Consider the following 25,761-nt stretch of genomic DNA (forward strand, 5'->3'; position numbering starts at 1 on the left):
TTAGTTAATAATTATTTGGCAAATTCTATCAACGTCTTCTAAAGATAAATCTGGATACAACGGAAGAGTTAGAACACGTTCAGAGATATACTTTGCTACTGGCGTATCTTCAGGATTAAATTCATCGTCATACGCTGTAAAACTACTGGTTAATGGGTAGAAGTACTTACGTGCAGTAATTCCGTTGGCTTTTAATTGATTATTAACTTCATCTCGATTTTTTTTATATCCATCAAACACAACTGGGAAGTAGGCATAATTACTTTTTACCCCTTCTTGTTCTTGAGAAAGTTTTATTCCTGTTATATCTTTTAGGTTCGAAATGTACCTTTGAACAACTCTTTCCCGCTTCTCTATATTTCCATCGACGTGTTTGAGATTACATAAACCCATAGCAGCTTGAAATTCATTCATTTTTGCATTTCCGCCTACAAAATCTACAGTTTCTAGTTTTGTTTGTCCAAAGTTTTTTAGGGCATCTAAAGGTTCAGATAGATTATCATCTTGATAAGTAACTCCTCCGCCTTCAATAGTATTGAATACTTTTGTGGCATGGAAACTGAACATCGATGCATCGCCGAAATTTCCAATTCCTTTGCCATTTACTTCTACACCAAATACGTGAGCAGCATCATAGATCACTTTTAAATTATACTCTTTGGCAATTCTATTGATTTCTTCCACATTGCAAATATTTCCGTAAACATGGACAGGTACAATTGCGCTTGTTTTTTCCGTGATAAGTTCCTCTATTTTAGTGACATCTATAGTGTAGTCCTCTTGATTAATATCACAAAACACAGGTTTTAAACCACTTCGTATAATTGCTTGTGTGGTGGAAGAAAACGTATAAGGAGTAGTAATTACCTCACCTCTTAAATCAAAGGCGGACAATGCAGCTTCTAAACCTAAATGTCCATTAGTGAATAATTTAATATTAGGAGTAGCTAAATAGTTTTTCAGGGAAAATTCTAGCCTTTGATGCTTCTCTCCCATATTTGTTAGCCACTTGCTGTCCCAAAGATCTTTGATTTCTTCCATATATTCTTCAATTGGGGGCATGGAAGATTGAGTTACTTGAATAGATTTCATTCCTTTTCCCCCTTGTCTAGCTTCTTTGTCATATAATAAGAAATTTCAGATGCTTTTTCTGTAATATAAAAATTATTTTTTTGATAAAAGTTAAGAGCTTTGATGTTATCCACACGAACTTCCAGTCTAACTTCTTTCATGCCCAATTCAAAAACTGTATTAAGACATTGGTTCAACAATTTCTGCCCTAGCTTTTTTCCTTGACAAGAAGATGATACGCCTAAAAAGACAATATAAGCAATGTTTTTTTCAAAGTCGTTAGCATAAAAAGTAATGAACCCTAATTCTGTCTTTTCATTTTCGATTACAAAGGTTTGAGCCTTACTTAAAAGTTTATTTGAATACTCCTCAAGGTTATCTTTTCTGCTTGATAAGGAAGGTCGAAAAACAGTATCGTAATTCTCTAACAATCTAGTTAAATCATCTTTTCTAGTTATTTTTTTGATATTTACTTCATTGTGCTCGTCAGAATAACTTTCTAAAACAGTAATATTTATATCTTTATGAGATAAAACACCTATTTTTTCTTCCAATAAATCTTCGGAAATTTTTTCGTTCTTTAGCCACTTGATAATTGCTTTAGGAAGATTCACACCAGCAATATGACTAAATGGATAGCCTCCTCCAAAACGAGCGTTGATTTCTAAAACATACGGTATGTCATCAACTAAAAACACATCTACATCAAGATTTCCTATGTGTTTAAATGTTTCACTAATTTTTTTTCCAAGTAGTTTTAATTTCTTGTTATCTACTGTAACTGCGGCATCTGTTTCACCTGCTCGCATCGCATACTTCTTTTTGACGATAGTAGTATGATATCTCCCTTCTAAATCGTTTATGATGTCTAACCCATATTCTTGCCCCTTTAATTTCTCTTGAATGACAATACTTTCTTTCAAGTTCTTATCCGATTCGTATTTTAGATAAGACCTTTCAATACTTTTCAATGTTTTATTATATAAAGTGTTCAATTCTTCTTCATTGTCTACTTCATAAACGCCTATTGACCCCATACCCCATCGTGGTTTTATAATAACTGGAAATTGTAAGTTGTCATTTTCAATTTCTGTCTTAGCTTCAGCTAAAGAAGTGAACGTCAAAGGGCTTTTTACTTCATGGTTTGTTAAAAACTGAAAAGTTTTCAATTTATCATTACATACTTCGATAACTTTTTCATCTGAAATAACTAGTTGAATGCCATTCTTTTGAAATAATTTTTTATTCTTGGAAAGGATAGGTAAGTCTATATCGAAAAGTGATATTATAGCTCCAATATTATTTTCTTTACAATATTTTAATAAAAAGGGAATATATTCATTGTCGTAAATTAGCGGTGAAACTATTGAATAGTCTGCACTTTTAAATGCAGGAGTATCTGATGAACTATTAGAAACATGTACTTTTCCATCTCTTCCTAAAACTTCCTTAAAATAATTAACAAGATAGCTACGTCTACCTACAGACGTCAAAAGAATATTCATTTTTATTCTCCTTCATAAAAAGTGGTTACATCATTGAAAAACAAAGGAGTTCCTCCAGTGTTTATAAATAATATATTTTTTTCTCTTACTTTATTTTTCTTTATATATTCAAGCATTCCCCAAAATGCTTTTCCTGTATAAGTTGTATTTAAACCTATCCCATCTACCTTCAATAATTGTTTAATAACATTAGCAATACCATCATTAAACTGTCCATATCCACCTGATAAATATTGATCCTCGAATTGAATCATTTCTTTGATATGTTCAGTTACTTTTTCGTTGTATAGCGAACGCATATTATTATATATACTCTCTACTCCTTGTTGGTGATTTCGAGCCACTGAAATCCCTACTACTCTGGGAGAATCATTTTTCTCATATTGACCGCTTAATAAACCTGCCTGAGTCATTCCTGTTCCTGAAGCATGAAACATAAGATCAAAATGAATTTTCTCGTCATTTTCGTATCTTATAATTTCTTCATATACTTCTTTGTATGCTTGAACAGCAATTTTTTCATTCCCTTTTCCATATTCATTACCATATATGTAGTATGGTTTGAAACCTTTATTGTAAGCTTCATCCATCACGTTTTTTATAGTTATGGCTACTTTATCTTTATCACAATAAATGATGTCAACTTCTAGCAAGTCCAGTATTTTACTATTGAAAGTTTCTTCTTTAATTTTTTTTTCTCGAGGAGTGATAATATAACAAGGAATACCCAACGTACTACACATATTCGCAACCACACGATTCATATTTGATGAACTACTGCCATAGGAAATTACGCAATCATAATCATTCTGCTCAATTTCTTTGAAATACTTTTCCGCTATTCTTACTTTATTTCCTCCGTATGAAAAGGGTAATAAATCATCTCTCTTCATATAAAATGTATTTTCGCCGAAAGAAAAATTCAGTTTATGAATTGGCGTTTCTAGCATCGTATAATTCAATACTACACAACCTTTCTATTTTCTCAGACACACAACATTTTTTTATTACTCTTTCTTCACTATAAACTTTCTGACTAAGAACCAATCACTTTTGAAATTTCTTCGTCTATAATCTTTTGGGCTAAGACATATTTTAGCAATTCGATTACTGCCATTGCAACGCTAAATATAAAAACTATAGCGTAATATCCCCAATTATATACGTTGGCAATTCCAAATATACTTAATACCAATAAAAGTTTTCCAATACTAAGTAAAAAGGATGTCTTTTGTTGTTCGAATATCGAAAATATAGTGCTTATTGGATGAAATATAAAATGGAAAAAAGATTCTATTGATAATAATCTTGCAAAAACCCCTGCTATTTCCCAGTCTTCCCCGAAAATAAATGAAAATAATACAGGACCAAATAATCCCAAAATAATCATAGGCACGCCGCCTAGTAGAACTAATTTTTTTAAAAGCTTATTTGACAACTTTTTTATTTTGATAGGATTACTTTTTCCTATACTGGCTGCTTCACTATAAAAGACATCTTGAACTGACTTACCAATGATTCTCATTGGTAAAAAAGTAATACTTCTAGCTAAACCATATAGACCCACAATGTTTGCTCCATACAAGAATGTCATGAAAAGTGTTGGTAATTGCCCTGAAGCAGACAAAACAAATAGCCCAGGAGCTGTAAATAGAGGGAAGTTGATATATCGTTTTGAGAGTCTTTTAATTTCTTGAAATTTTATTTCTTTAATCATTTTTTTAAATTCAGTTATATGTGGCTTAATCAGTGTCAGTATTCCTGCACTTTGACTAAAAATATTCCCCAAGATTAATCCAATGGAATTTATACCAAATAATCCCATAGTAATTTTTATGGAATTTCCGGTTATACTTTGACTATACTTAGTAATTGTAATAGATTTAAATTCTTTTTTTCTAAAAGCCCACTGGGACATAACAGTGTAAAGACCTGTTAAAAAAAAACCGATTGGTATAAAGTATTTATAATCCAGTATTTGCTCTGCATTAAAAAACTCGAGTAAGGAATCCCCTGCAAAAAACAATAATATTAACAACGCTGTAGTAGCAAACAACAAAATTGATAAGCAAAGAGTTAGTATATTAAATGCTTTTTCATCATCATCAGCTATAGGAATTGCAGAATCATAGGAAAAAGCCCCTAATAAATTGATCATCCCTAAAAAGGCTCCATAAACTGTTAATACACCATAATCTTCTGGAGTATAAAGCCTTGTAATAACGGGGGATAAAAAGACACTTAATCCTTGCGCAAAAACGGTTCCTCCGGTAATCATGAGTACATTTTTTGTAAAACTACCTTTATTAAGTGAATGCATGAATGCATTTATTTTTTTCAAGTGTGTCCCACCTTCTACTTTTTAATCAACAAGGCCATATTCTTTAAATGTTTCAAAGTATTCTTGTGCAGTATTATCATTCCTTCTATACTCCACAAGTTTTCTACTCAAAATCCCATGTTTTTTTAACAGTTCTACATTCTCGATATACATAGATACAGCATTTACAAAATCATCTACATTCAATTCACAAATAAAACAGTTTTCTTCATGTTTAGAATGTCTTTGAATGTTATTAATCTGATTACTTAAAACTAAACCCATACCTGAAGCCCTAGCTTCGATTATAGTCCCATTCCCGTTAGAATAAACACAGGGTAATATGAGAATATCAGATTTTTTATAAATTAGAGGCATTTTATTCCAAGAATCAATTTTATCTAAAAATTCTACATTCTCAAGATTATTTTTTTCAATAAATTTAATACATTCTTTTTTTAAAGCCCCTTCTGCATTCATTAACATTTTTACATGAGGATACTTTTTAGAAATATTTCTAAATACTTCTAAAGCCATTAATGGCTGATATCTTTCAACAAGTCGATTTGCAAACAATAAGGTTATAGTATCTCCTTTTTTTTTCTCCCTTAAAGGATGACTATAGTAATCTTCAATATCTTGTGGATAACTCAAATTAACTACTTTATCTTCTGGAAATTCAAATTCTTCAATAAGCTGTTTTTTCGCTATTGCTCCCATTCCGATGTAAAGATCTGCTTTATTAAATAACTTCTTTATCAATTTTATGTTTCTTGGTGAATTTTTCTTACTGATTAATTCAGTGGACTTTTCATCGTCATGCGTTACGTATCTCAAAGGTTCACTCATTATTGCAACTTTTATTCCTAATATTTTTAATAAATTAAAAACCAGAACATTCCATTGCAAAAAGCCACCTAGTATAACGATATCTGGTTTAAATCTAAACAAGTCTATAAACAAACCAAATGAAAAATACCCTATTTTAGGCAGCTGACCTGATGCTTTCATAACTTTGCATTTTTTTCCTAACGGAATTTTCCACCACTTTGGTCTCGTCTCATTAACCTGCTCATAAAACCAAAACTCCGCATCAAAATATTTTTGAAGTGAATAGCAAAACTTAACTTGATACGGTGAAGCCATGTTGCTTATAAAAAGGTACTTTTTTTTCAACTATTTTCACCCATTCTTTACTATCGATTCATATGATTCCTATTTTATAGTAATTTTAAATTAAAATTTTCTGTTTTACTATCATATCTTATGAGAATATTCTTTTACTTTTTACTTTTCGATTATTTTTCTATTACAATCATTAACAATAAATTAATATTAATCCTTACTAAAATTTCAGTAAGTTTTTCTTTCCATCTGAACATTACTCGAAATCAAAAAAACTCACAAACTTTTTTGGAATTACTTTTCCTTTGCAAAATAATACTCTTAATAAATACTTTCTTGAATACATTGTAATTTCTATAACTAGTATTAAAATTTACCCGAATGTACTTCCCGCTTACATTATCTAATTTTTTCTCCAAACGTTTCTATTTATATAGTGTGTATACGATAAGATAATTCTTAATATCTTGTCAGACACATTTGGAATACTATAATCAGCAACCAACCTTAATTTATCATTCTCCTGTGTTTCTAAAATTGTTAAACCTTGAAGTATTGATTCTCTTGTAAGACCTATCATCATGACTGAAGCTTCTTCCATTGCCTCAGGTCTTTCATGTGCTTCACGAATGTTCAATGCTTTAAACCCTAATATAGAAGATTCCTCACTTATAGTCCCACTATCACTTAAAACGGCTTTAGCGCGTACTTGTAAATGATTATAGTCATTAAAGCCCATAGGTTTCATTAATCGAATATTTTCATCAAAGGTAATGCCTTTTTCCTCAATCTTTTTTCTTGTGCGCGGATGAGTGCTTACGATGATTGGCAGTTCATATTTCTCTGCAATTGCATTTAAGCTTTCCACTAATCCATTAAAATTCTTTTCAGAATTGATATTTTCTTCACGGTGTGCTGATACCACAAAGTATTTATCTTCTTCAAGATCAAGGCGCTCTAAAATATCTGAATTTTTAATATCTGCCTTACGTGATTCTAATACTTCAAACATTGGACTTCCTGTTTTAATAATTCTGTCTGCAGGTAAACCTTCTGCTAGTAAATACTCACGAGCAATACTGCTATATGTTAAATTAATATCAGCTACGTGGTCCACAACTTTACGGTTTGTTTCTTCAGGTACGCGTTGATCGAAACAACGGTTCCCTGCTTCCATATGAAAAATCGGAATTTGTCTTCTTTTAGCCGCAATCGCACATAAACAACTATTCGTATCCCCTAGCACTAAGAAAGCATCTGGTTGTACTTCTTCTAAAATAGGATCAATCTTAATTAAAATATTTCCTACAGTTTCAATTGCCGTTCCTGTTGCAGCATTTAAGAAATAATCAGGCTTTCTTAGATTGAAGTCTTTGAAGAATACTTCATTTAGTTCATAGTCATAATTTTGGCCCGTATGTACTAGTATATGATCGATAGCTTCTGATTCTTCTAATTTATTAATTACCGCAGACAAGCGAATGATTTCTGGGCGTGTTCCCACCACTGTCATAACTTTTAACTTTTTCACAATTATACCTCCACGTAGTAAGTATCCGGATTATTTGGGTCAAACGACTCGTTTGCCCACATAACGGTCACCATATCAGTCTCACCGACATTTTCAATATTATGAGTATATCCAACCGGGATATCCACTACTTCTAGTGTTTTTCCACTTACTTTATATTCAATTACTTCATCTGAATTGATTTTTCTAAAGCGAATCATACCTTCTCCGCTTACCACAAGAAACTTTTCGTTTTTCGTATGGTGCCAGTGATTTCCTTTGACAATTCCTGGTTTTGATATATTTACGGATACTTGACCTCTATTCGATGTCTTCAAAAATTCTGTAAAAGAACCTCTATTGTCTACATTCATTTTGAGGTCATAGCTAAAGTCATCTTCTGGAAGATAGCTTAAATAAGTACTGTAGAGTTTCTTTGTCAATGCATCTGACATATCAGGAATAGAACGGTTCTGTCTGCTTTCCTTAAACGAATAGATTAAGTCAGCTATCTCTCCTAAAGAAAGTTTGTGTTGGACAGGCACTTCGCAATAATCTCTTGTTCGGTTTTCTTGTCCTTCTAATGCATCACTCAATTCATTCACCACATCATCAATGTAAACGAGTGTCATCAATACATTAGAGTCGTTTACCGTTATAGGCAGGTCACGAGCAATGTTATGACAAAAAGTAGCGATAGCACTGTTGTAATTCGGTCTGCACCATTTTCCAAACACATTTGGAAATCTATATACTAATACTTTTGCGCCAGTTTCTTTTTCGTATTTGAAGAGGAGATCTTCTCCTGCTTTTTTGCTTTTTCCGTATGGATTATCCATCTCCGCTTGAATGGAGGAAGAAATCATTACCGGACTTGTATTGTTGTGTTTCTTCAGAGTTTCCAACAGAGTAGAAGTGAAGCCAAAGTTTCCTTCCATGAATTCAGATTGGTCTTTCGGACGATTCACTCCTGCAAGATGAAAAACAAACTCAGCTTCTTTGGAATACTGATCTAATAATTCTGGTTCCGTATTTTGATGGTATTCAAAAATAGTTTCGTAGCCTTTGTTTTTTAACTCAGCTATTAAGTTCTTTGCTATGAACCCTTCAGCTCCAGTGACTAAGATCTTCATTTTTACCCAACCAGCCTTCCAATTCTTCTCTGACATAACTTAGTTCTAATAATTTCTCTTTTATTTGTTCAATATTCAAACGTTCAGTATTATGCGAATGGTATTCTTCTTCAACGGATAATGCGTGGCTGCCTTCTTCGAAATACTTGTCGTAGTTCAAATCTCTTTTATCCGCTGGTACTTGATAGAAGTCGCCTCTGTCAGTAGCTACATGGTATTCTTCTTTAGTCATCAAAGTTTCATACAGCTTTTCACCATGACGAGTTCCAATAACCCTAATGTCGTTTTCTGCTTTAAATAATTCTTTTACTGCTTGAGCTAGGTCTCCAATGGTTGAAGCCGGAGCTTTCTGTACCATAATGTCCCCTGCCTTTGCATTTTGAAAAGCAAAAACGACAAGTTCAACTGCTTCTTCTAAACTCATCAAGAAACGAGTCATTCCAGGATCCGTAACCGTAATCGGTTCGCCACTTTTAATTTGTTCGATGAATAAAGGAATAACAGAACCACGGGAAGCCATAACATTCCCATATCGTGTTCCACAAATGAGAGTACGTTCTGGGTCAACTGCTTTCGCTTTCGCTACAAACACTTTTTCCATCATTGCTTTTGAAATACCCATTGCATTAATAGGGTATGCGGCTTTATCAGTGGAAAGACAAATCACTTTCTTTACACCAGTTTCGATAGCTGCAGTTAATACGTTATCCGTACCGAGTATATTTGTCTTTACTGCTTCAAGAGGGAAAAATTCGCATGAAGGAACTTGTTTAAGAGCTGCCGCATGAAAAACATAATCCACACCGTACATCGCATTTTTCACGCTTGCAATATCTCTTACATCTCCTATGTAAAATTTAATCTTGTCATTTTTGTAAAGTGTTCTCATATCATTTTGTTTTTTTTCGTCACGTGAAAAAATCCGAATCTCTTTTATATCAGTATCAAGAAATCTTTCCATGACAGCATTTCCAAAGGATCCAGTACCTCCAGTTATTAGTAGAATTTTATCTTTTAACATCTTCATTTCCTTTCTTATCAGATATTTTATTTTTTTTTGAGCTTTCAATAACATCGTTATATATACCTATTAATTTTGTTGTAATATTTTTATTTGAATATTGTGCTTCTGCTCTTTTTTTAGAATTTTTACTTAGCTTTGAAGCAAGACTTACGTTTCTAAATATCCTTCTTATTTGCCAAGCCATTTGCTCGACATCTCCAAACCGATAAAATAAGACTTCTTTTTCATCATCAGCCAAACTAGGTAACCCACCGACATTAGCGATTACCCCGGGTGTACCTACACACATGGCTTCTCCCATCGTGTTAGAACTATTTTCTATACTTGAACCTATTACATAAACATGAGCTTTGGAAAACTCTTCGGCCATTTGACTATCACTTAATATTCCGGTAAAAACAATATTGTCATCCAATTTTAACTTTTTTATACAATTAACTATATATTTAGTATATCCATAGTTATATTTTAATTCTCTGGGATCTCTTCCAACGACTCGAACTTGAATTTTTGGAAATTCCTTTTTCAATAATGCAATGGCTTCAAAAGTCTTATGTGCTCCTTTTAAAGGGGAACTATACCCTCCAGCACAAAAAACTGTAAACTTGCTTGCTTCTTCTATTTCCCATTTTTGGTAAAGGAAAGATTTTCTTATTGTTTCCTGTAAATAATAATATTGGCCTTGAGGATTATAAAAATAGCTATGGATTTTATCCCAATTAGTTCGTCCAATCCTATAATTACATTGTTGTAATTGTTTTATTTCAGCATTTGCTCTTAACTTATTCCTAAATTTTTTCAATCTTAGAGGCAAATAAATCATCAAATTGTTTAGACTAAAATAATTTGCTAAACCTTTATAATTAATTCCTCCCCAATCATTATCATTTTTTACAATTTCAGAAATTAAGCCTTGAATTGAAATAACAACTGGGACTTTTTTTTGTTTTAAGAATGCAAGATTATATGCAAATTCACTACCTTGTAGATGAATTATGTCCGGATTTAATTCTTCAATTAAACTAGATGTTTGCTCCATCATTTTTTTTGACGGTGCTTTATATCTATCGTAATTGGACATTTCTAATTGATAATAATTTATTCCTTTAATGTATCTTTTTTTATCTTTTTTTTTCGTAGGGCATACTATATTTAATTCGATATTTTCTATGCTTGATAATGAAGCAGACATTTCAACCAACCACGAGCCACTTACCGGAGGTTTCAAGCCTATTTCATTTGCAAGTTCAGCCATATGATGGTTTACGACCCACAATACTTTCATAATTTATATCATCACCTTAATAAATAATTAATACTTGAAGTAAACAAGCTTGAAATATTTTACTTTTTAATTTCAGAAATTATGTCTTTTATCATTTTTCTCGTAAATATCGAATTTTTATTGCCAAAAAAACTTGAAATTATCAATTTTCATAGTTCCTCCTGGGGTTGCCATTAAAAATTGTATCGCAGGAAATAGTATACAAAAATAAGTAGCAACCAATTTTAATAATGGATCTTTTAAATTATCAATAACATTTGGAATTAAGACCATATTAAAAATAACAAAATAAAAAGATACTCTACCAATCATATTAGAATTAAGAGAAAGTATGTTTATGATCGCATTAATACAGGAAAGGGTGAAAAATATCGAAAAGTTTTTTTGCTCTATTTCCTGCTTTCTATTTAGATTGCCTATGAGAATTAGTACGGTGAAAGGAATAGCTAAAGCGATTACTATTAATAGAGGATTGACTAGTTGATTATTAGAAAATGCTCCGTACTTCTCATACCTTTCAGGCAGTAAAAATTCTATTACTGGAATTAATGGTTTTCTTAAAACCAAGGTTAATGTGGTAATAGATAATAAAATCCATCCTGACTTCTTATTAAATTTTACGTATTTTATAAAATACATGGGCAAAAAAACTATCGCAGAAGTATGGATTTGCACTGCTAATATGATAGTTATAATATAGCTAATTGGTTTATTCTTCATCATAAAGATAAAGGCTATGATTACTATGCAAATAGCAAACACCTGTCTTATTCCTGACATTGACATAGCAAACAAACCTATAGTTAAGTGCAAATAAAAACTTAAAAACACATTTTTTGAATACTTATAATAAAACACAGAAAAAATAACGCAAATTATCAATGACATAATTAATAAAAAGCCTTGCTCTCCTATACCAACGCTAGACAATGCCTTCATAAGAGCCGAAAACAACCATTCATCTATTTTAAAAATAGTATGCCAATCATAATTTCCTCTTAACTCATAAAGATATAAGTATTGTTCAGTATCTGCTCCAATAGATTTATCTCTAAATCCTATTACTAAAAACATTAGTATACCAGCAAATATTGAATAAATCATTTTTCCATTTATGTTTACAAATCGATTATCAAGGGCTTTTATTGTAAAATAGCCTACTGACCATAGAAATACTAATAACAAATAAACTTCCATAAACTATAACTCCTGCTTTTTTCATCTGTAATTTTTTATAAACTTTACCATACTAATATCAAAGCACGGTACTGTAAATGTTTTATCCTTTTTTACTATCTATATTCTCTAAATCTATTAATCTCATAAACGTTTTTATCTGATTGGTAAAGTATTTTTATGTCTTTTTGTCCCTTGGAAAATCTCAATATCTGTTTCTCGTAACCTAAATAGCATTAAACATATAAGGATAAGATGATTTATTTAGAGGTGGATTTGCTACAGTTTTCTATTTCTGTGTACCACCGTTTCTCTACTTAGTTTTTTGTTACAGAGATTCTTAGTATTTAATTGAAAAAAACTCGTTTTTTTAGCCATTCATTTTATAAACTAAAAACAAATTCTTTTAGTCTATAAATATATTTTTCATAAGAAAACGTTCCTGAATTAATACATTCCTGCTTCATATTGAAGACATCTATTTTGTTTTTTAAAAGCACTTGCGTTATTTCATCAATTGCTTGATTGCAATTTTCCACATCAATCAATATTCCATTCTTTCCATCAACGATATAATTTTCTAAATCACTAGTCCTTGTAACTATTACAGGAGTACCACAACTAATACTCTCAGAAACTTTAGTTGGAAATCCCGCTGTTGTGTCACGAGTTACATCTCTAATCAAAATAGTAAAATCTGCTCTAGAAATTTCTTTTGTCACTTCTTTATTTGATTTCATTCCATGGAATACTATGCTATCTTCTAAACCTACCACATATTTTTTTTGAGAAGGTATGGATTTTAAGTATTCTGCTTTTGTAAAACCGTAAATATTGAATTTAAAGTATGCTCCTCGTTTCTTTGCTTCATAAAGCAAAATAATTGTTTTATCAATTCTGTCTTTTAAAGTACTTAGGTCTTTAATTATTTGACCAGTTCTGAAGGGGATACCAGCGTATACAATTACTTTATATTCCTTATTGTTTGCTACTACTTCTTTGCAATCCTGCGGGGACAACGGAGGGATAACGACCGTTTTCAGCCCAGTCTTGCTATAGTACCCCTCTAAAAACTTACTAATAGCTATTACTCCGTCTACTCTTTTGTTTAAGCACGTCTTTTGGTATGTAGTATCTAGCCATTTAACAAAATTGAATACTGGGTTGTTAGTTCTCACGGTAAGCCAGTCGACACAATCTGAAACAACTTTTATATTATTCTTTCTGCTCAATTTAATTAATTTATTAATAAACAGTGATAATGTAGGACTACCATAATATATAATCATTTCAATGTTACTGATACCTATTTCTTCTTCAATAAAATTAACTAATAACTTATATGTTTTATTATAATTTATCCACGAAATACTTTTTGTAGGATAAGGGAAATTGTAAAATTCAAATCCATCATATTCTTCTTTAGTATCTTGAAGTTTGGTTATTGCTTGTATATCATAGTCTGTACCAATAAAAATGACTTCATACCCTAATTTTTTTAAAATTTTTCCATTAGCATATACTCTTTTTCCTGCTGCGTTTCCCACTGGAAAAGAAAAGTTACCGATGTATAGTATTTTTTTCATTATGATTTCTCCATTTGATTAAGAGGTAATTTAAATTCTTTCCCCATTATGAAATCAAATTCATCTGGACTAAAGACTGAATATCCACCGGCGTTATAAAAAGTCAATTCTCCAAAAACTATCTCACCTTTAATATTATATAAGTCCACCCTTACATGCGGAAAATCTTCAGATAATCGTTCCGCTATCTTTATCATCTTATCAAAGTTTTTTGGCTTTTTTATCTGTCTATCAATTGGAGCATATTCTGATCTTCTATAATGTAATTTTTCAAAATCAGGAGTAAAAAAACTACATTTCCCTTGACTGTGATCGTCTACATAATCAATCATTGTGTACAAATATTTTACTTTTCCATCAAAACAAAAAAATTTATAATCAGGAAGATCATTATTTTCGTCGCGTTCTAATAACTTTTCAACAACAATTCTCGATTCCACTTCATAATATGACCATTCTCTACCGTAATTCACAACTTTTCTTTTCATCCAAGAAGACAACCGGTCTTTCAATGCATCGAAATTTATTTTCTCCTTATCATTCACAAAAATATTCGCTCCTGATCCATTTGTATGTTTTATTGCAAACGACATTGGTAAGCTTGCGTAATCAATTTCATTCACATTAGTATATGTAGCATATAAAGGGTTTAGTATACTTTCTAATCCTTTATCTTTAACATACTCTCGTACTCGAAATTTATCGGAGCATATAGTCATGAGTGAATCTCTATAATGAAGTTTATACCATTGTAGTTTTTCGGTATATCTCTCAGGAGTTTCTAGATTGAGGCTCCTACCAGTTTTAATTCTATACTGAAGTTTAATCATCATCTCATCTGGAATAAAGTTCGTTAATTCAAGTATTTTAAGTCTTAAATTTTTATTTGGTATAATTTTCTTATAATTCATAAGTTTCTTCACTCCAAATTATTTCAATTTCTTTAATATAAGCTTCAACCACAATAGTTCTGTCAAATTCATTTTCCACTTTTTTCCTACTAGCTAATCCCATTCTTCTCTTCTCTTTATGCTCCAATTTTATAAATGTTTCCATTTTATCAATTAAATCTAGACTATTCTTTTGTTCAACTAAAAAACCATTTATTCCTTCATCTACAACTTCTCTACACCCACTCCTATTTGTAGTAATTAATGGTCTACCACAAGCTGAGCTCTCTAAAAGGACATTTGAAATACCTTCTGGGTAATAAGTAGGATGAACAGTACAATGAATTTTCCGGAGTATTTTTTTTACATCTCTTAACATCCCATGGTATTTAAGTATATGCTGCTCTTCTAAGTCTTTAAGAGTCTTTTCATAATTTTCTTCACAAAAACCACATATGTGAAACCTAGTAAAAGGATATTTTTTCCGAATATACTTTGCTGCATCTATGTATTGTTCGATACCCTTTTCTTTCATAATACGAGAAATAAATACAAACTCAATAGTTTCGTTTTCTGGATAATCCAAAACAGAGAATTGTTCTAAATTAACTCCAGATCCTGGGAGTAGCTTATGCTTTTCTAAAGCTATTTCATTATTTATAAAAAATTGCATATTTTCCGTATTTTGAAAGAAAACTTTGTTTACTTTTTTAAAGGCCAACTTATAGAGCATAATAGAAATTTTTTGCATGAATCCATCAATTTCTACTGCAGTACCTAGCCCTGTTATATTAGCAATATAAGGGATATTTAATATTTCTGCTGCTAAGCCTCCATAAATATTCGGTTTTATTGTATATGTTAAAACAACATCTGGTTTAATAGTTTTCATCGTTTTCAGATAGTAACTAAGTAACTTTATTTCTTTTAAAATGTTTGTTCCATGACGATCAATAGACACTTCTGAGTATTTGCATCCCATTTCAATTAAATCATCAATTCTTTCGCCATATGGTGAGGAAATCACTACATCGTATCCCTCTTGAATCAACCGTTCTACTAATTCTCTTCTAAAGTTATAAATTACAACGTCATGGTTAACCAGAATAAGAACTTTCTTTTTTGACAATTCAATTTCTCCTTTCGGTGAGCTTTATTGATTCCTCAAAACCACTCATTCTGTAATCCACATGATAACTGCTTAAAGAAGAGTCGTACGATAAATTACCAAATACTTTATTAATAAGGTTTATTTTCTTAGCCATTAATTGAAGTGGCTTATTAAATATTGTTGTTAATTTCATTTTTTTCCCATGCACATTACTAATTACTTTTACCATCTCACTTGTCTTAACATATTTATTATTTTGCGGGAAAAAAATCCCGGATTCCTTATAATTAATTATCAACTTTATTAATTCACAGAGATTATCTATGTATAACATACTACGAGTATTTTCAATATCAGGAAATACAGGTAAGATTTGTGCTAATTTCGCTAATTTTAGATAATTTCCTTTAGAACCCTTTCCGTAAATCATTGGCGGGCGTACAATTACAACGTTAAAACTATCGGATTGTAATGATTGAATTCCTTTTTCAGCTAAAAGTTTACTATTCCCATAAAAATTAACCGGCTCTGGTATAGTTTCTTTTGTGATAACCTTAGGTTCTCCAATTCTACTACTTGCTCCATAGACAATCATGCTACTCATAAAAATGAATTGTTTTACGCCTTCGACCTTCGCTTTCATAGCAATATCAATTGTTAAATCGGTATTTACTTTATAATACAGGTCTTCTTGATCCTTCTTAGTATCTTGATGCGCGATGCCTGCCACGTGAACTACCACATCAAAATTCGAAAAATCAATTTCTTTCCATTTATCGTCACGTACAGATTTTTTCACTACCGTGTATTCTTGAGGTTTTTTATTTAGCCACTCTGCTAACTGATTGCCCACATAACTATTTTTACCAGTAATCAGTATTCTTTTACTCATGTTCAAACACCTCTTGGTTGCTTAATGTCCCTGTACCGCCTTCTACAACACCGTCATTTTTTACTACACTAATAATAGTGCCTACAAAACACTTTACATCAAAGAAAAAGCTCATTTGTTGTAAATAGTCTCCATCCAATGAAGCCTTCTTCTCAATGGATAGTTCATCTCTGCCATTAATTTGTGCCCATCCTGTCAGTCCTGGATAAATATCATTAGCATTATACTTATCTCTTTCTGCGATTAAATCATATTGATTCCATAAAGCAGGACGAGGACCAATAATGCTCATATCGCCTCTGATGATATTTAGAATTTGAGGAAGTTCGTCCAATGAAGTTTTCCGAAGAAATTTCCCTACTCGAGTAATCCACTGGTTTGGATTTTCTAAAAGATGAGTCGGGGTGTCTTTTGGCGTATCTATTCGCATCGTACGGAATTTCAAGATATAAAAGTGTTTCTTATGTAAACCAACTCTTTTTTGTTTGAATAAAATTGGTCCTTTAGAATCGAGTTTTATGGCGATAATTAACAACAGAATAATAGGGGACAATACCATAAGTCCTAAAACAGATAATAGAATATCTAACACTCGTTTCACTTTTTTATACTTCACTCTATTGTCTCCTCCTTTAATCCTCGTACAGCATAAAAAGTCTCAGTCCTTTTCTTTGCTAGACTAAAGCTTTCTATTAAACTGTCAGACAAATACTGCTTCTTCTTGATAAGATGTTTCCAAATCTTTTACGGTACTTTCTTTTTCCAATGAGTAGCGCCCATTTGCAAAATCAACGAGCTTTTCTTTCAGTTGTGCATCATCGGAATGTTCTAAACTATGAACAAAATGCATAACATTCGGCAGCGGCAAGTTATTAACTTTACCTACAAAAATTTTATCGTACACTTTTTGATTTGTATGTTCACTGCCTGCAAGTAGCTCCTCATACAACTTCTCTCCTGGGCGAATACCTGCTTCTACAATAGGTATCTCTTTTTCTGTGTAGCCGCTAAGTTTGATCATTTTTTTAGCTAAATCAACAATTTTAACGGGTTCAGCCATATCTAAAACAAAGATTTCTCCACCATGTGCCAATGCTCCTGCTTGGAGTACTAAGCGGCTAGCTTCTGGAATCGTCATAAAGTAACGCGTCATTCGAAAATCGGTGACGGTCACAGGACCTCCGTTTTGAATCTGTTCTTTAAATAATGGGATGACACTTCCTCGACTGCCTAAGACGTTACCGAAGCGAACAGCTACAAAGTTCGTTTTTCCTTCTTCGTTCAATCCAGTCACAATCATTTCAGCAATCCGTTTAGTTGACCCCATAACGTTCGGTGGGTTAACTGCTTTATCAGTAGAAACCATCACAAAACTCTGCACACTTGCAGCTTTTGCGGCTTCCGCCATATTTTTCGTTCCATAAATGTTATTTTTTACAGCTTCAGTCGGATTGTATTCCATTAACGGGACATGTTTATGTGCCGCCGCATGGTAAACGCGGTCTGGTTTGTATTGTTCCATGACTTTGAAGATCCGTTCTCGGTCTTGGATATCTGCTATAATAGGGACAATTTCTGTATTGGTATGTAAGTTTGTTAATTCCTTATTAATCAAGTAGATGGAATTTTCTCCGTGCCCTAACAACAAAATGCGTTTTGGTGAGAAGCGGATAATTTGCCGACAAATCTCTGACCCAATCGACCCACCCGCTCCACTCACGAGAACCGTTTGACCAGATAGTTTTTCAGCAATGGTTTCCATATCCAATTGCACTTCTTCACGGCCAAGTAAATCAACCACATCAATCTCTTTAAACTTGTTGACTTCATACTTGCCTAAAACGACTTCTTCTACTGAAGGCATTTGATTCACTTTAGCGTTTGTTTGAGCACATACCTCTACAATATCATTCAATTCTTGAGGTGATAAAGAAGGTATTGCTACAGTAATTTGTTCGATTTCATGAAGTTTGACCAATTCTGGAATATCTTCTACTTTTCCAATAACCGGCACACCGTATAACGTCATGCGCTCTTTAGCTGAATCATCATCTATTAACCCAATCAGTTCCACTTCAAAGTCATGTCGTTGAAGACTTTTGATAAACAAACTGCCACCTTGTCCTGCTCCTACAATCAAAGTCCGCACTTTTTGAGTAACTTCGCCATGAACAGATAGTTCTTTTAATTTTTGTTGATGTTCGTTATAAATCCGCCAAATAATCCGACTTCCTGGAATAAGTGCTACAGAAAATAGGTATGTCAATAACATGAAGCGAAGACTAATGGATTCTACGAACGGAACTGATAACAAGGAAGCTGCAAAAAACGCTAACGTTACTGCTAACATATGATTAAAAGTTTCTCGGATACTCGTGTATCGATTAATTTTATAAAACAATTGGAAACGCAAGGCAAAGAACAAGTAAAACACCCAACTTAGACCGAGGGCAATCCAAAAATCTCTTGTTAATAACGAAATATAAGGTTCTAAAAATATGTAAGAAAGAATACTAGAAGCCAAGATAGCAAATGTATCAAACGTTAGCAGTACTCTCCGCTTCATTTTGCGATTTATCACTTAATCTCTCCTCCTCCGTATTTCATACTGAATATAAAACAAAAAATGAATCTGCAATTTTTAATCACCTGCTAAAAAGGTAATGTGGATTCATTTTTTGCCTCCTGTATGATAGTTGCTATCTATTCTTCTCCGTAATAGTAATAATAGCTATCACTTGCTTTTTCTACTCTGTTGAAAATAGCTCCTAAAACATTGGCATTCACCATTTCTAATAACTCTTTTGATTTAAGGACTTCTTCTTTGGTGGCTTGCCCTTTTGGTAATACAAAAATGGTACCGTCTGCTTTACTCGCCATCACTTGTGCATCTGTTACTGCAAGAACCGGAGGCATATCATAAACAACAAAGTCAAATTCTTCTTCCAATTCCTTCATTAACTCGTCCATTCGCTTAGAGCCTAAGAGTTCAGCCGGATTTGGCGGTATAGCTCCACTTGTTAAGGTATATAAACCTTCAATGTTAGTGCGATAAACCATATCTTCAATTCTTGTCCCACGGTCTGTTAATAAGGTAGTTAGTCCATCATTGTTGCGGACACGGAATGTTTTATGTTCAGTCGGCTTACGCAAGTCAGCGTCTACTAAGAGAACTCTTTTGTCTTCTGAAGCAAATGTTGCGGCTAAATTAGCAGATATAATTGATTTCCCGGATCCCGGACCTGCTGAAGTAATGACTAAGCTTTTCAAGTTTTCATCTACCATTGAAAACTGGATATTTGTCCTAATAGTACGGAATTGTTCAGAGACAACTGAATTAGGTTTACTCGAAACAACTAAACCTGGACGTTCTTTTGTTGCTTGTGGTTTCTTTTTCATCCCAAACATTTCATATCCTCCTTCTATACACGGCTTCTTGCACTGCGCGTTTCTGTATTGCGCTGTGGTATTTGTTGTTCTGATTTCAACTCGTCTTCAGACATTTCAGAAATTTTCCCAAGATTTGTCCATCCCAGTTGTTCCGAGATGAATTTTTCATCTTTAACAGTTTTGTCTAAAAATTCAAAGACAAATGCTAAGCCGACTCCAACCATTGATCCCAATAAGAGTCCAATGACCAAGTTTAAAGGAGTGTTTGGTGAAACAGGACTTGTATTAGCAATTGCTTCAGAAATAATAGTTACATTATCTACGTTCATAATATTTCCAATTTCGTTTTGGAAAGTACTCGCCACAGAATTGGCAATTTCAGCCGCATCATAAGGACTTTCATCTGTTACTGTTAATGAAAAAACTTGTGAATTATCTTGTGTTATAATTTGGATTTTCTCTGCTAGTTCACCTGTAGTTAAGTTAGTCTTTAAATTTTGACTAACTTCGTCTAAGATAACCGGTCCTTTGATAATATCTTTATATGTATTAATCATTTGAACATTAGTATTAATGTCGTTTAACTGAATGCCTTCTGCAGATTCAGTGGTACGATTAACCAATATTTGCGTAGTCGCACTGTACTGTGGTGTGACAATAAAAAAAGTGAATACTGAAGCAATGATCAACCCGATTAGACCTAAGCTCACAATCATGCTCATTCGTTTTTTTATAACATCAAACAGCTCAACTAAACTAATTTCTTCTTCCATGATTTCCTCCTGAACGGCGATTAGCCAAAGTATAATTAAACATTATCAATTTTCTATACCAATTTTAATAACATTCTTTATCACTATAACACATTTTTCCTCCTACTTTATGTACAAAATGTTAAAATTACAGCTTTTTACATAGGCAGATTATCCCAGAAGATTATTCTTATATCAACTAGAATATACGTTATTTTAAAAACATTTTGAATATTACTCAATTTTCAGTATATTGCATGCTGAAAATACACAAAATAGTATATAAAAATACAAAAGAACCACATACTTGCGCACTGATTATGCTCAAGTATGTGGTTCGTTTTAGTTCATCTAATTGCTATATTTCTTCTATAGAATAACCATATATAGTAAAGCAGCAACAACTGCTCCTAAGATTGGTCCTACTACTGGAATCCATGAGTAATCCCATTCAGATTTACCTTTGTTCGCGATTGGCAACAATTGATGTGCAATACGCGGACCTAAGTCACGTGCAGGGTTGATAGCGTATCCTGTTGACCCACCTAGAGATAGACCAATTGAAAGGATTAATACTCCAACTACTAATGGGTTTAAACCATCAGCAAAAGTGTTTTGTCCGAACATCATGATACCGAATACCAATACGAATGTACCGATCGTTTCTGTCAAGACGTTGCTGACGTTGTTACGGATAGCTGGACCTGTTGCAAAAGTTCCAAGAATGTAACCTTGATCTTCTGTTTCTTTGAAATGCGGTAAGTAGCTTAACCAAACTAAAGCTGCTCCTACGAAAGCTCCCACTAATTGTGCTAAAATAAACGGCACAACCAATGCCCAATCTAAATTACCAATAATTGCCATACCAACTGTTACAGCTGGGTTTAAGTGAGCTGGTCCCATAGTTCCTGAAACGTAAACAGCGATTGTTACGGCTGCTCCCCATCCAAGAGCAATAGCAACCCATCCTGCTGCCTCAGCTTTACTTTTTTTCAAGTTGACGGCCGCGCATACTCCGTCACCGAGTAAAACTAAGATCATTGTTCCGAGGAACTCACTAAAAATCTGTAGTGTATCTCCACTCATTACTTTACATCTCCTTTAAGTTTTTTAAATCAGACTCTGCAATTGCAGTGTTTAATTTTGTAGTGTAATCAGCTTTTGCTTCATCTGTCCAGCCATAGTAGCGAGCCATTTCTGCAATCACTGGTTCTATCATACCATCTAATGTGTCGCGCATAAATAGCATGTGGTTTGTACGACGGATTAAGAAGTCATTTGGCGTCAAAGCCATTTCTTCGTTCATTGCATAACGCAAGCTTAATGAGTCAGCTAATGTTAATCCTTCTAATTGTTCTACTTCACCGATTAAAGCAAAAACTTTAGGAGCATTTGAACCGTATAGGTTAGCAAGATATAAAGCTTCTGACTCGCTTAAACCTTTTTCGACACCCATTTGTGCTAATTTTCCGGTTTCTTCTTCTACTTCTTGCGGGTTGATCTCTCCACCTGATACAGAGTAGTTAGAAGAGTCGATCAATTCGTAAGATTCGTTGAACGTGTTGTTCAAGATTTCAATAACAGCTTTCATCGCGCCGATGGCCATTTTACGGTAGTCGGTCAATTTACCACCAGCTACTGTGATCAAACCGTCTTCATCAATGTCTAACGCACTTCCACGTGAAATCGCTGAAGGGTTATCTTCTGATTCAGAGTTACCCGTTTCGATATTTTTCAAAGCGTCTTCTACTGTATAGCGGTCAACTTCGCCTTTTTGGAATTGTTCTATAGTAGAGATGACTTTGTCAAAGCTTTCATCTGAAATCGGTTGGCTGTTTCCGCCGTTGTAATCTGATCCGCCATTTGAAGAGATTAATGGACGTAATCCTGCCCAGCTTGATTCGATATCGTCTAATTTGATATCTGCTGATGGGTAGCGGTTGTTGACAACTTCCAATAGGTAATCCACGTCTTCTTGTTCTACTGTCGGGTGTGCAAAGTCGCCCTTGTAGTCTGTATCGGTCGTTCCAAAGTACGTTTTTTCTTCACGAGGAATCACGAACACCATACGGCCGTCGTTTTTACCTGTATCGAAGTAAGTTGGTTGTGGAACTTGTAATTTTTCGCGGTCTACAACTAAGTGAACCCCTTTTGTTGGGCGCATTTGTGGTACAGCGTCTAATTTAGCATCCATTTGACGGATCGTATCAGACCAAGGACCAGTTGAATTTAGAACTGTGCGAGCTTTGATGTCGAATGTTTCGCCAGTTAATAAATCCTCAACTGTTGCACCAGAAACTTTGTTGTTTTCGTCATGTAAGATACCAATAACTTTCATGCGGCTGACCATGTGTCCACCGTCTTCAGCTGCACGTTTGATGTTTTCGATCACTAAACGAGCATCGTTGTTACGGTAGTCTAGGTAAACTCCAGCACCTAATAAGCCTTCGCTTTTCAGTTGTGGTAAGCGTTCTAGAACTTCGTCTTTTGTTAATGTGTAATTCGCATATTTTGTTCCGGTAACGCTCGCTAATTGATCGTAAAGATCCATAGCTACTTTTAGAGAGAACATAGAGAAAGTTGAGCCTGGTTCGTCATAAACTGGCAAAATCATTGGATCTGCTTTTGGAATGTGTGGTGCAATTCCTTGTACGACCGCACGTTCTTGAACGGTATCTGCTACAACTTCAACGTCGAAGTTTTTCAAGTAGCGCAATCCACCGTGAACTAATTTAGTCGAGCGAGAAGAGGTTCCTTCTGCGAAATCTTGCATTTCCACAAGACCTGTTTTAAGTCCAGAAGCGCTGGCTTGCAATGCAGTCCCAGCACCTGTAATCCCTCCGCCGATGATTAAGACGTCCAACGTTTCTTCTTGTAGTGCTTTGATGTCTTGCTTTCTTCTTTCGATTGAAAAAACCATGATTGTTCCTCCTTTATTGATGTGGTGATTCTAAAACGAGTTGCATGAACCAGACTCCCTATGATTTCATTTTGCCTTTTTGGTGGTAAAGAGCACCACCTAAAAGGCAAAAGTGAACTCTACGGGAGTCTAAACGGTTCATTCCACTCTCTGATCTTAAACGAGTTGCACGAGGCAGCTTACACGTCTATAAGTCGATCTTCAACTGTTAGGAAAAACACCTAACTGTTGAAGATTGCCTTATATCCGGTAAGCTAATCGCCTAGTTCCACTCTCTGCTCTCTATGGCTTAAACACTTGTGTTGCTTTCACTGCTAGTTTCCAGTTTTCGTACAGTTTTTCGCGTTCTTCGTCTGCCATTTGCGGTTCGAATGTGCCGCCTTCTTCGTACATGTTTTTGATTTCATCGATGCTGTCCCAGAATCCGACAGCTAGTCCTGCCATGTAAGCAACGCCTAATGCAGTTGTTTCTAGGTTGTGAGCGCGTTGAACTTTTGTTCCGATGATATCTGCTTGAAATTGCAATAACCAGTCATTGTTAGCTGCTCCGCCATCCACTTTCAATAATGGAATTTCGATTTCTGCGTCCTTCTTCATTGTATCAATAACGTCGCGTGCTTGGTAAGCAATAGCTTGTAAAGTTGCTTTAACGAAATCTTCTCTGCTGGTTCCGCGAGTCAATCCGAAAACAGCTCCGCGTGCTTCAGAATCCCAGTAAGGTGCACCTAATCCAGTAAAGGCTGGTACTACAAAGACTTCATTTTCGTTGTCTGATGCTTTTGCCAATGCTTCTGAGTCTGATGAGCTTTCAAGCATCTTCAATCCATCACGCAACCATTGGATAGCCGAACCTGCAACAAAGATACTACCTTCTAATGCATAGTAAACTTTTCCGTTGATTCCATAACCAATTGTTGTTAACAAGTTGTTGTTTGATAATTGAGGAGTTTCTCCAGTATTCATCACGATAAATGAACCTGTACCGTAAGTGTTTTTAACCATACCTGGTTCGAAAGCCATTTGGCCAAATAATGCTGCTTGTTGGTCTCCTGCCATTCCTGCGATCGGAGTAGAAGCTCCGTAGAAGTGGTAGTTCGTTGTGCGTCCATAAATTTCAGAGTTTGATTTCACTTCTGGCATCATAGCGCGTGGAATGTTCAATAAATCTAAGATCTCTTGGTCCCATTCTAAATCGTGGATATTGTACAACATCGTACGACTAGCATTTGAGTAATCCGTTACAAATGATTCTCCACCAGTTAATTTCCATGTCAACCAAGTGTCAACAGTACCGAATAACAATTCGCCGTTTTCAGCGCGTTCTTGTGCGCCTTCAACGTGGTCTAAGATCCAACGAATTTTAGTTGCAGAGAAGTATGAGTCAATGATCAAGCCTGTTTTAGCATGGATCATGTCAGCATGTCCGTCTTCTGCTAATTTAGCTGCAATTGGTGCAGATTGGCGTGATTGCCATACTACTGCGTTGTAGATTGGGCGTCCTGTTTTTTTGTCCCAAATAATAGTTGTTTCACGCTGGTTAGTAATTCCGATAGCAGCGATTTCAGCAGGTTTGATACCGGATTCAATAAATGCCCCTGCGATTACGGATTGTACAGAGTTCCAGATTTCGTTCGGGTTGTGTTCTACCCAACCGCTTTCAGGAAAAATCTGAGTAAACTCTTTTTGTGAACTTCCAACGTTATTAGCGTTTTTGTCAAAAATAATAGCTCTTGAGCTAGTTGTTCCTTGGTCAATGGACATAATATATTTTTTCTCAGTCATTTTGATAGTTCCTCCTTGTGTATGCAAACGTTTCCTACTTGATGTTCTAATTGTAATACGTTTTCAAACAAAAAAAATGTCATGTTTTTGGACGATTGTTTAAAAAAATGGCATTTTTGGATACCCTTACAAGATTGATCCGGTTTGGTATAGGTGCTTAAATACTGGTTTTTGGTGCAGTATGAAGGTCTCTTGTATTTTGAGTTTTAAAATTGGTATTCTGCAACTTTACTGGAGTTGGAATGTCATTTTTTTTACTCGTCTATTACTTTTGTGAAACCGATAGGTT

Annotated in this window: 21 protein-coding genes; all 21 read right to left on the minus strand. The window is 34.0% G+C overall.

Translation table 11 applies throughout. The features are described from left to right. The 21 genes from ACEN4L_RS05715 to glpK all read right to left on the minus strand — a co-directional run bounded on the left by ACEN4L_RS05715 (window position 1) and on the right by glpK (window position 25,472). Window positions 1-1,092: a DegT/DnrJ/EryC1/StrS family aminotransferase gene (locus ACEN4L_RS05715; protein ID WP_407096267.1), complete on the minus strand. Its 1,092-nt coding sequence runs from the start codon at window positions 1,090-1,092 to the stop codon at window positions 1-3. Next, on the minus strand, window positions 1,089-2,576 hold the full coding sequence (locus ACEN4L_RS05720) for a GNAT family N-acetyltransferase (protein ID WP_407096266.1): 1,488 nt from the start codon (window positions 2,574-2,576) through the stop codon (window positions 1,089-1,091). Before ACEN4L_RS05720 ends, ACEN4L_RS05715 begins: the two co-directional genes overlap by 4 nt. A 2-nt stretch (window positions 2,577-2,578) precedes the next feature. Beyond that, window positions 2,579-3,538 carry a 1-aminocyclopropane-1-carboxylate deaminase/D-cysteine desulfhydrase gene (locus tag ACEN4L_RS05725; protein ID WP_407096265.1) on the minus strand — a complete coding sequence of 320 codons (960 nt, stop codon included), beginning with the start codon at window positions 3,536-3,538 and terminating at the stop codon, window positions 2,579-2,581. Between the two features lie 74 nt (window positions 3,539-3,612). Then, complete coding sequence (locus ACEN4L_RS05730) at window positions 3,613-4,917, minus strand: lipopolysaccharide biosynthesis protein (protein WP_407096264.1); 1,305 nt, start codon at window positions 4,915-4,917, stop codon at window positions 3,613-3,615. A 21-nt stretch (window positions 4,918-4,938) separates the two neighbouring features. Then, window positions 4,939-6,072 (minus strand): glycosyltransferase family 4 protein, encoded by a 1,134-nt coding sequence (locus tag ACEN4L_RS05735; protein ID WP_407096263.1) that lies wholly within the window; start codon window positions 6,070-6,072, stop codon window positions 4,939-4,941. A gap of 352 nt (window positions 6,073-6,424) precedes the next feature. Continuing rightward, complete coding sequence (gene wecB / locus ACEN4L_RS05740) at window positions 6,425-7,552, minus strand: non-hydrolyzing UDP-N-acetylglucosamine 2-epimerase (protein ID WP_407096262.1); 1,128 nt, start codon at window positions 7,550-7,552, stop codon at window positions 6,425-6,427. A 2-nt stretch (window positions 7,553-7,554) separates the two neighbouring features. Continuing rightward, window positions 7,555-8,664 (minus strand): capsular polysaccharide biosynthesis protein CapF, encoded by a 1,110-nt coding sequence (locus ACEN4L_RS05745; RefSeq protein ID WP_407096261.1) that lies wholly within the window; start codon window positions 8,662-8,664, stop codon window positions 7,555-7,557. Further along, window positions 8,639-9,685 carry a polysaccharide biosynthesis protein gene (locus tag ACEN4L_RS05750; RefSeq protein WP_407096260.1) on the minus strand — a complete coding sequence of 349 codons (1,047 nt, stop codon included), beginning with the start codon at window positions 9,683-9,685 and terminating at the stop codon, window positions 8,639-8,641. Before ACEN4L_RS05750 ends, ACEN4L_RS05745 begins: the two co-directional genes overlap by 26 nt. Further along, entirely contained in the window at window positions 9,672-10,973 is a 1,302-nt protein-coding gene (locus ACEN4L_RS05755) for a glycosyltransferase family 4 protein (protein ID WP_407096259.1), read from the minus strand. Before ACEN4L_RS05755 ends, ACEN4L_RS05750 begins: the two co-directional genes overlap by 14 nt. Window positions 10,974-11,090: 117 nt before the next feature. Next, entirely contained in the window at window positions 11,091-12,170 is a 1,080-nt protein-coding gene (locus tag ACEN4L_RS05760) for an EpsG family protein (protein ID WP_407096258.1), read from the minus strand. A gap of 362 nt (window positions 12,171-12,532) precedes the next feature. Beyond that, window positions 12,533-13,735, minus strand: a complete 1,203-nt coding sequence (locus ACEN4L_RS05765) for a glycosyltransferase (RefSeq protein WP_407096257.1) — start codon at window positions 13,733-13,735, stop codon at window positions 12,533-12,535. Beyond that, on the minus strand, window positions 13,735-14,646 hold the full coding sequence (locus ACEN4L_RS05770) for an ATP-grasp fold amidoligase family protein (protein ID WP_407096256.1): 912 nt from the start codon (window positions 14,644-14,646) through the stop codon (window positions 13,735-13,737). Before ACEN4L_RS05770 ends, ACEN4L_RS05765 begins: the two co-directional genes overlap by 1 nt. After that, window positions 14,636-15,754, minus strand: a complete 1,119-nt coding sequence (locus ACEN4L_RS05775; RefSeq protein WP_407096255.1) for a glycosyltransferase family 4 protein — start codon at window positions 15,752-15,754, stop codon at window positions 14,636-14,638. The genes ACEN4L_RS05770 and ACEN4L_RS05775 overlap by 11 nt, the downstream gene beginning before the upstream one ends. A 1-nt stretch (window position 15,755) precedes the next feature. Beyond that, on the minus strand, window positions 15,756-16,628 hold the full coding sequence (locus ACEN4L_RS05780) for an NAD-dependent epimerase/dehydratase family protein (protein WP_407096254.1): 873 nt from the start codon (window positions 16,626-16,628) through the stop codon (window positions 15,756-15,758). Then, window positions 16,621-17,244 (minus strand): sugar transferase, encoded by a 624-nt coding sequence (locus tag ACEN4L_RS05785; RefSeq protein WP_407096253.1) that lies wholly within the window; start codon window positions 17,242-17,244, stop codon window positions 16,621-16,623. Before ACEN4L_RS05785 ends, ACEN4L_RS05780 begins: the two co-directional genes overlap by 8 nt. Before the next feature lie 84 nt (window positions 17,245-17,328). Next, window positions 17,329-19,194, minus strand: coding sequence for a polysaccharide biosynthesis protein (locus tag ACEN4L_RS05790; RefSeq protein WP_407096321.1), 1,866 nt, complete (start codon window positions 19,192-19,194; stop codon window positions 17,329-17,331). Between the two features lie 137 nt (window positions 19,195-19,331). Continuing rightward, window positions 19,332-20,036, minus strand: a complete 705-nt coding sequence (locus ACEN4L_RS05795; protein WP_407096252.1) for a CpsD/CapB family tyrosine-protein kinase — start codon at window positions 20,034-20,036, stop codon at window positions 19,332-19,334. Window positions 20,037-20,050: 14 nt separating this feature from the next. Then, entirely contained in the window at window positions 20,051-20,791 is a 741-nt protein-coding gene (locus ACEN4L_RS05800; RefSeq protein WP_407096251.1) for a YveK family protein, read from the minus strand. A 348-nt stretch (window positions 20,792-21,139) separates the two neighbouring features. Beyond that, a complete protein-coding gene (locus tag ACEN4L_RS05805) occupies window positions 21,140-21,856 on the minus strand; it encodes an MIP/aquaporin family protein (protein ID WP_407096250.1) in 717 nt (238 codons plus the stop codon). Between the two features lie 4 nt (window positions 21,857-21,860). Beyond that, window positions 21,861-23,690: a type 1 glycerol-3-phosphate oxidase gene (glpO, locus tag ACEN4L_RS05810; RefSeq protein WP_407096249.1), complete on the minus strand. Its 1,830-nt coding sequence runs from the start codon at window positions 23,688-23,690 to the stop codon at window positions 21,861-21,863. Window positions 23,691-23,972: 282 nt separating this feature from the next. Then, window positions 23,973-25,472 (minus strand): glycerol kinase GlpK, encoded by a 1,500-nt coding sequence (gene glpK / locus ACEN4L_RS05815; protein ID WP_407096248.1) that lies wholly within the window; start codon window positions 25,470-25,472, stop codon window positions 23,973-23,975. Window positions 25,473-25,761 lie beyond the last annotated feature (289 nt).

Origin of the sequence: Desemzia sp. FAM 23988 (assembly GCF_045528365.1) — a bacterium.
GTDB lineage: Bacteria > Bacillota > Bacilli > Lactobacillales > Carnobacteriaceae > Desemzia.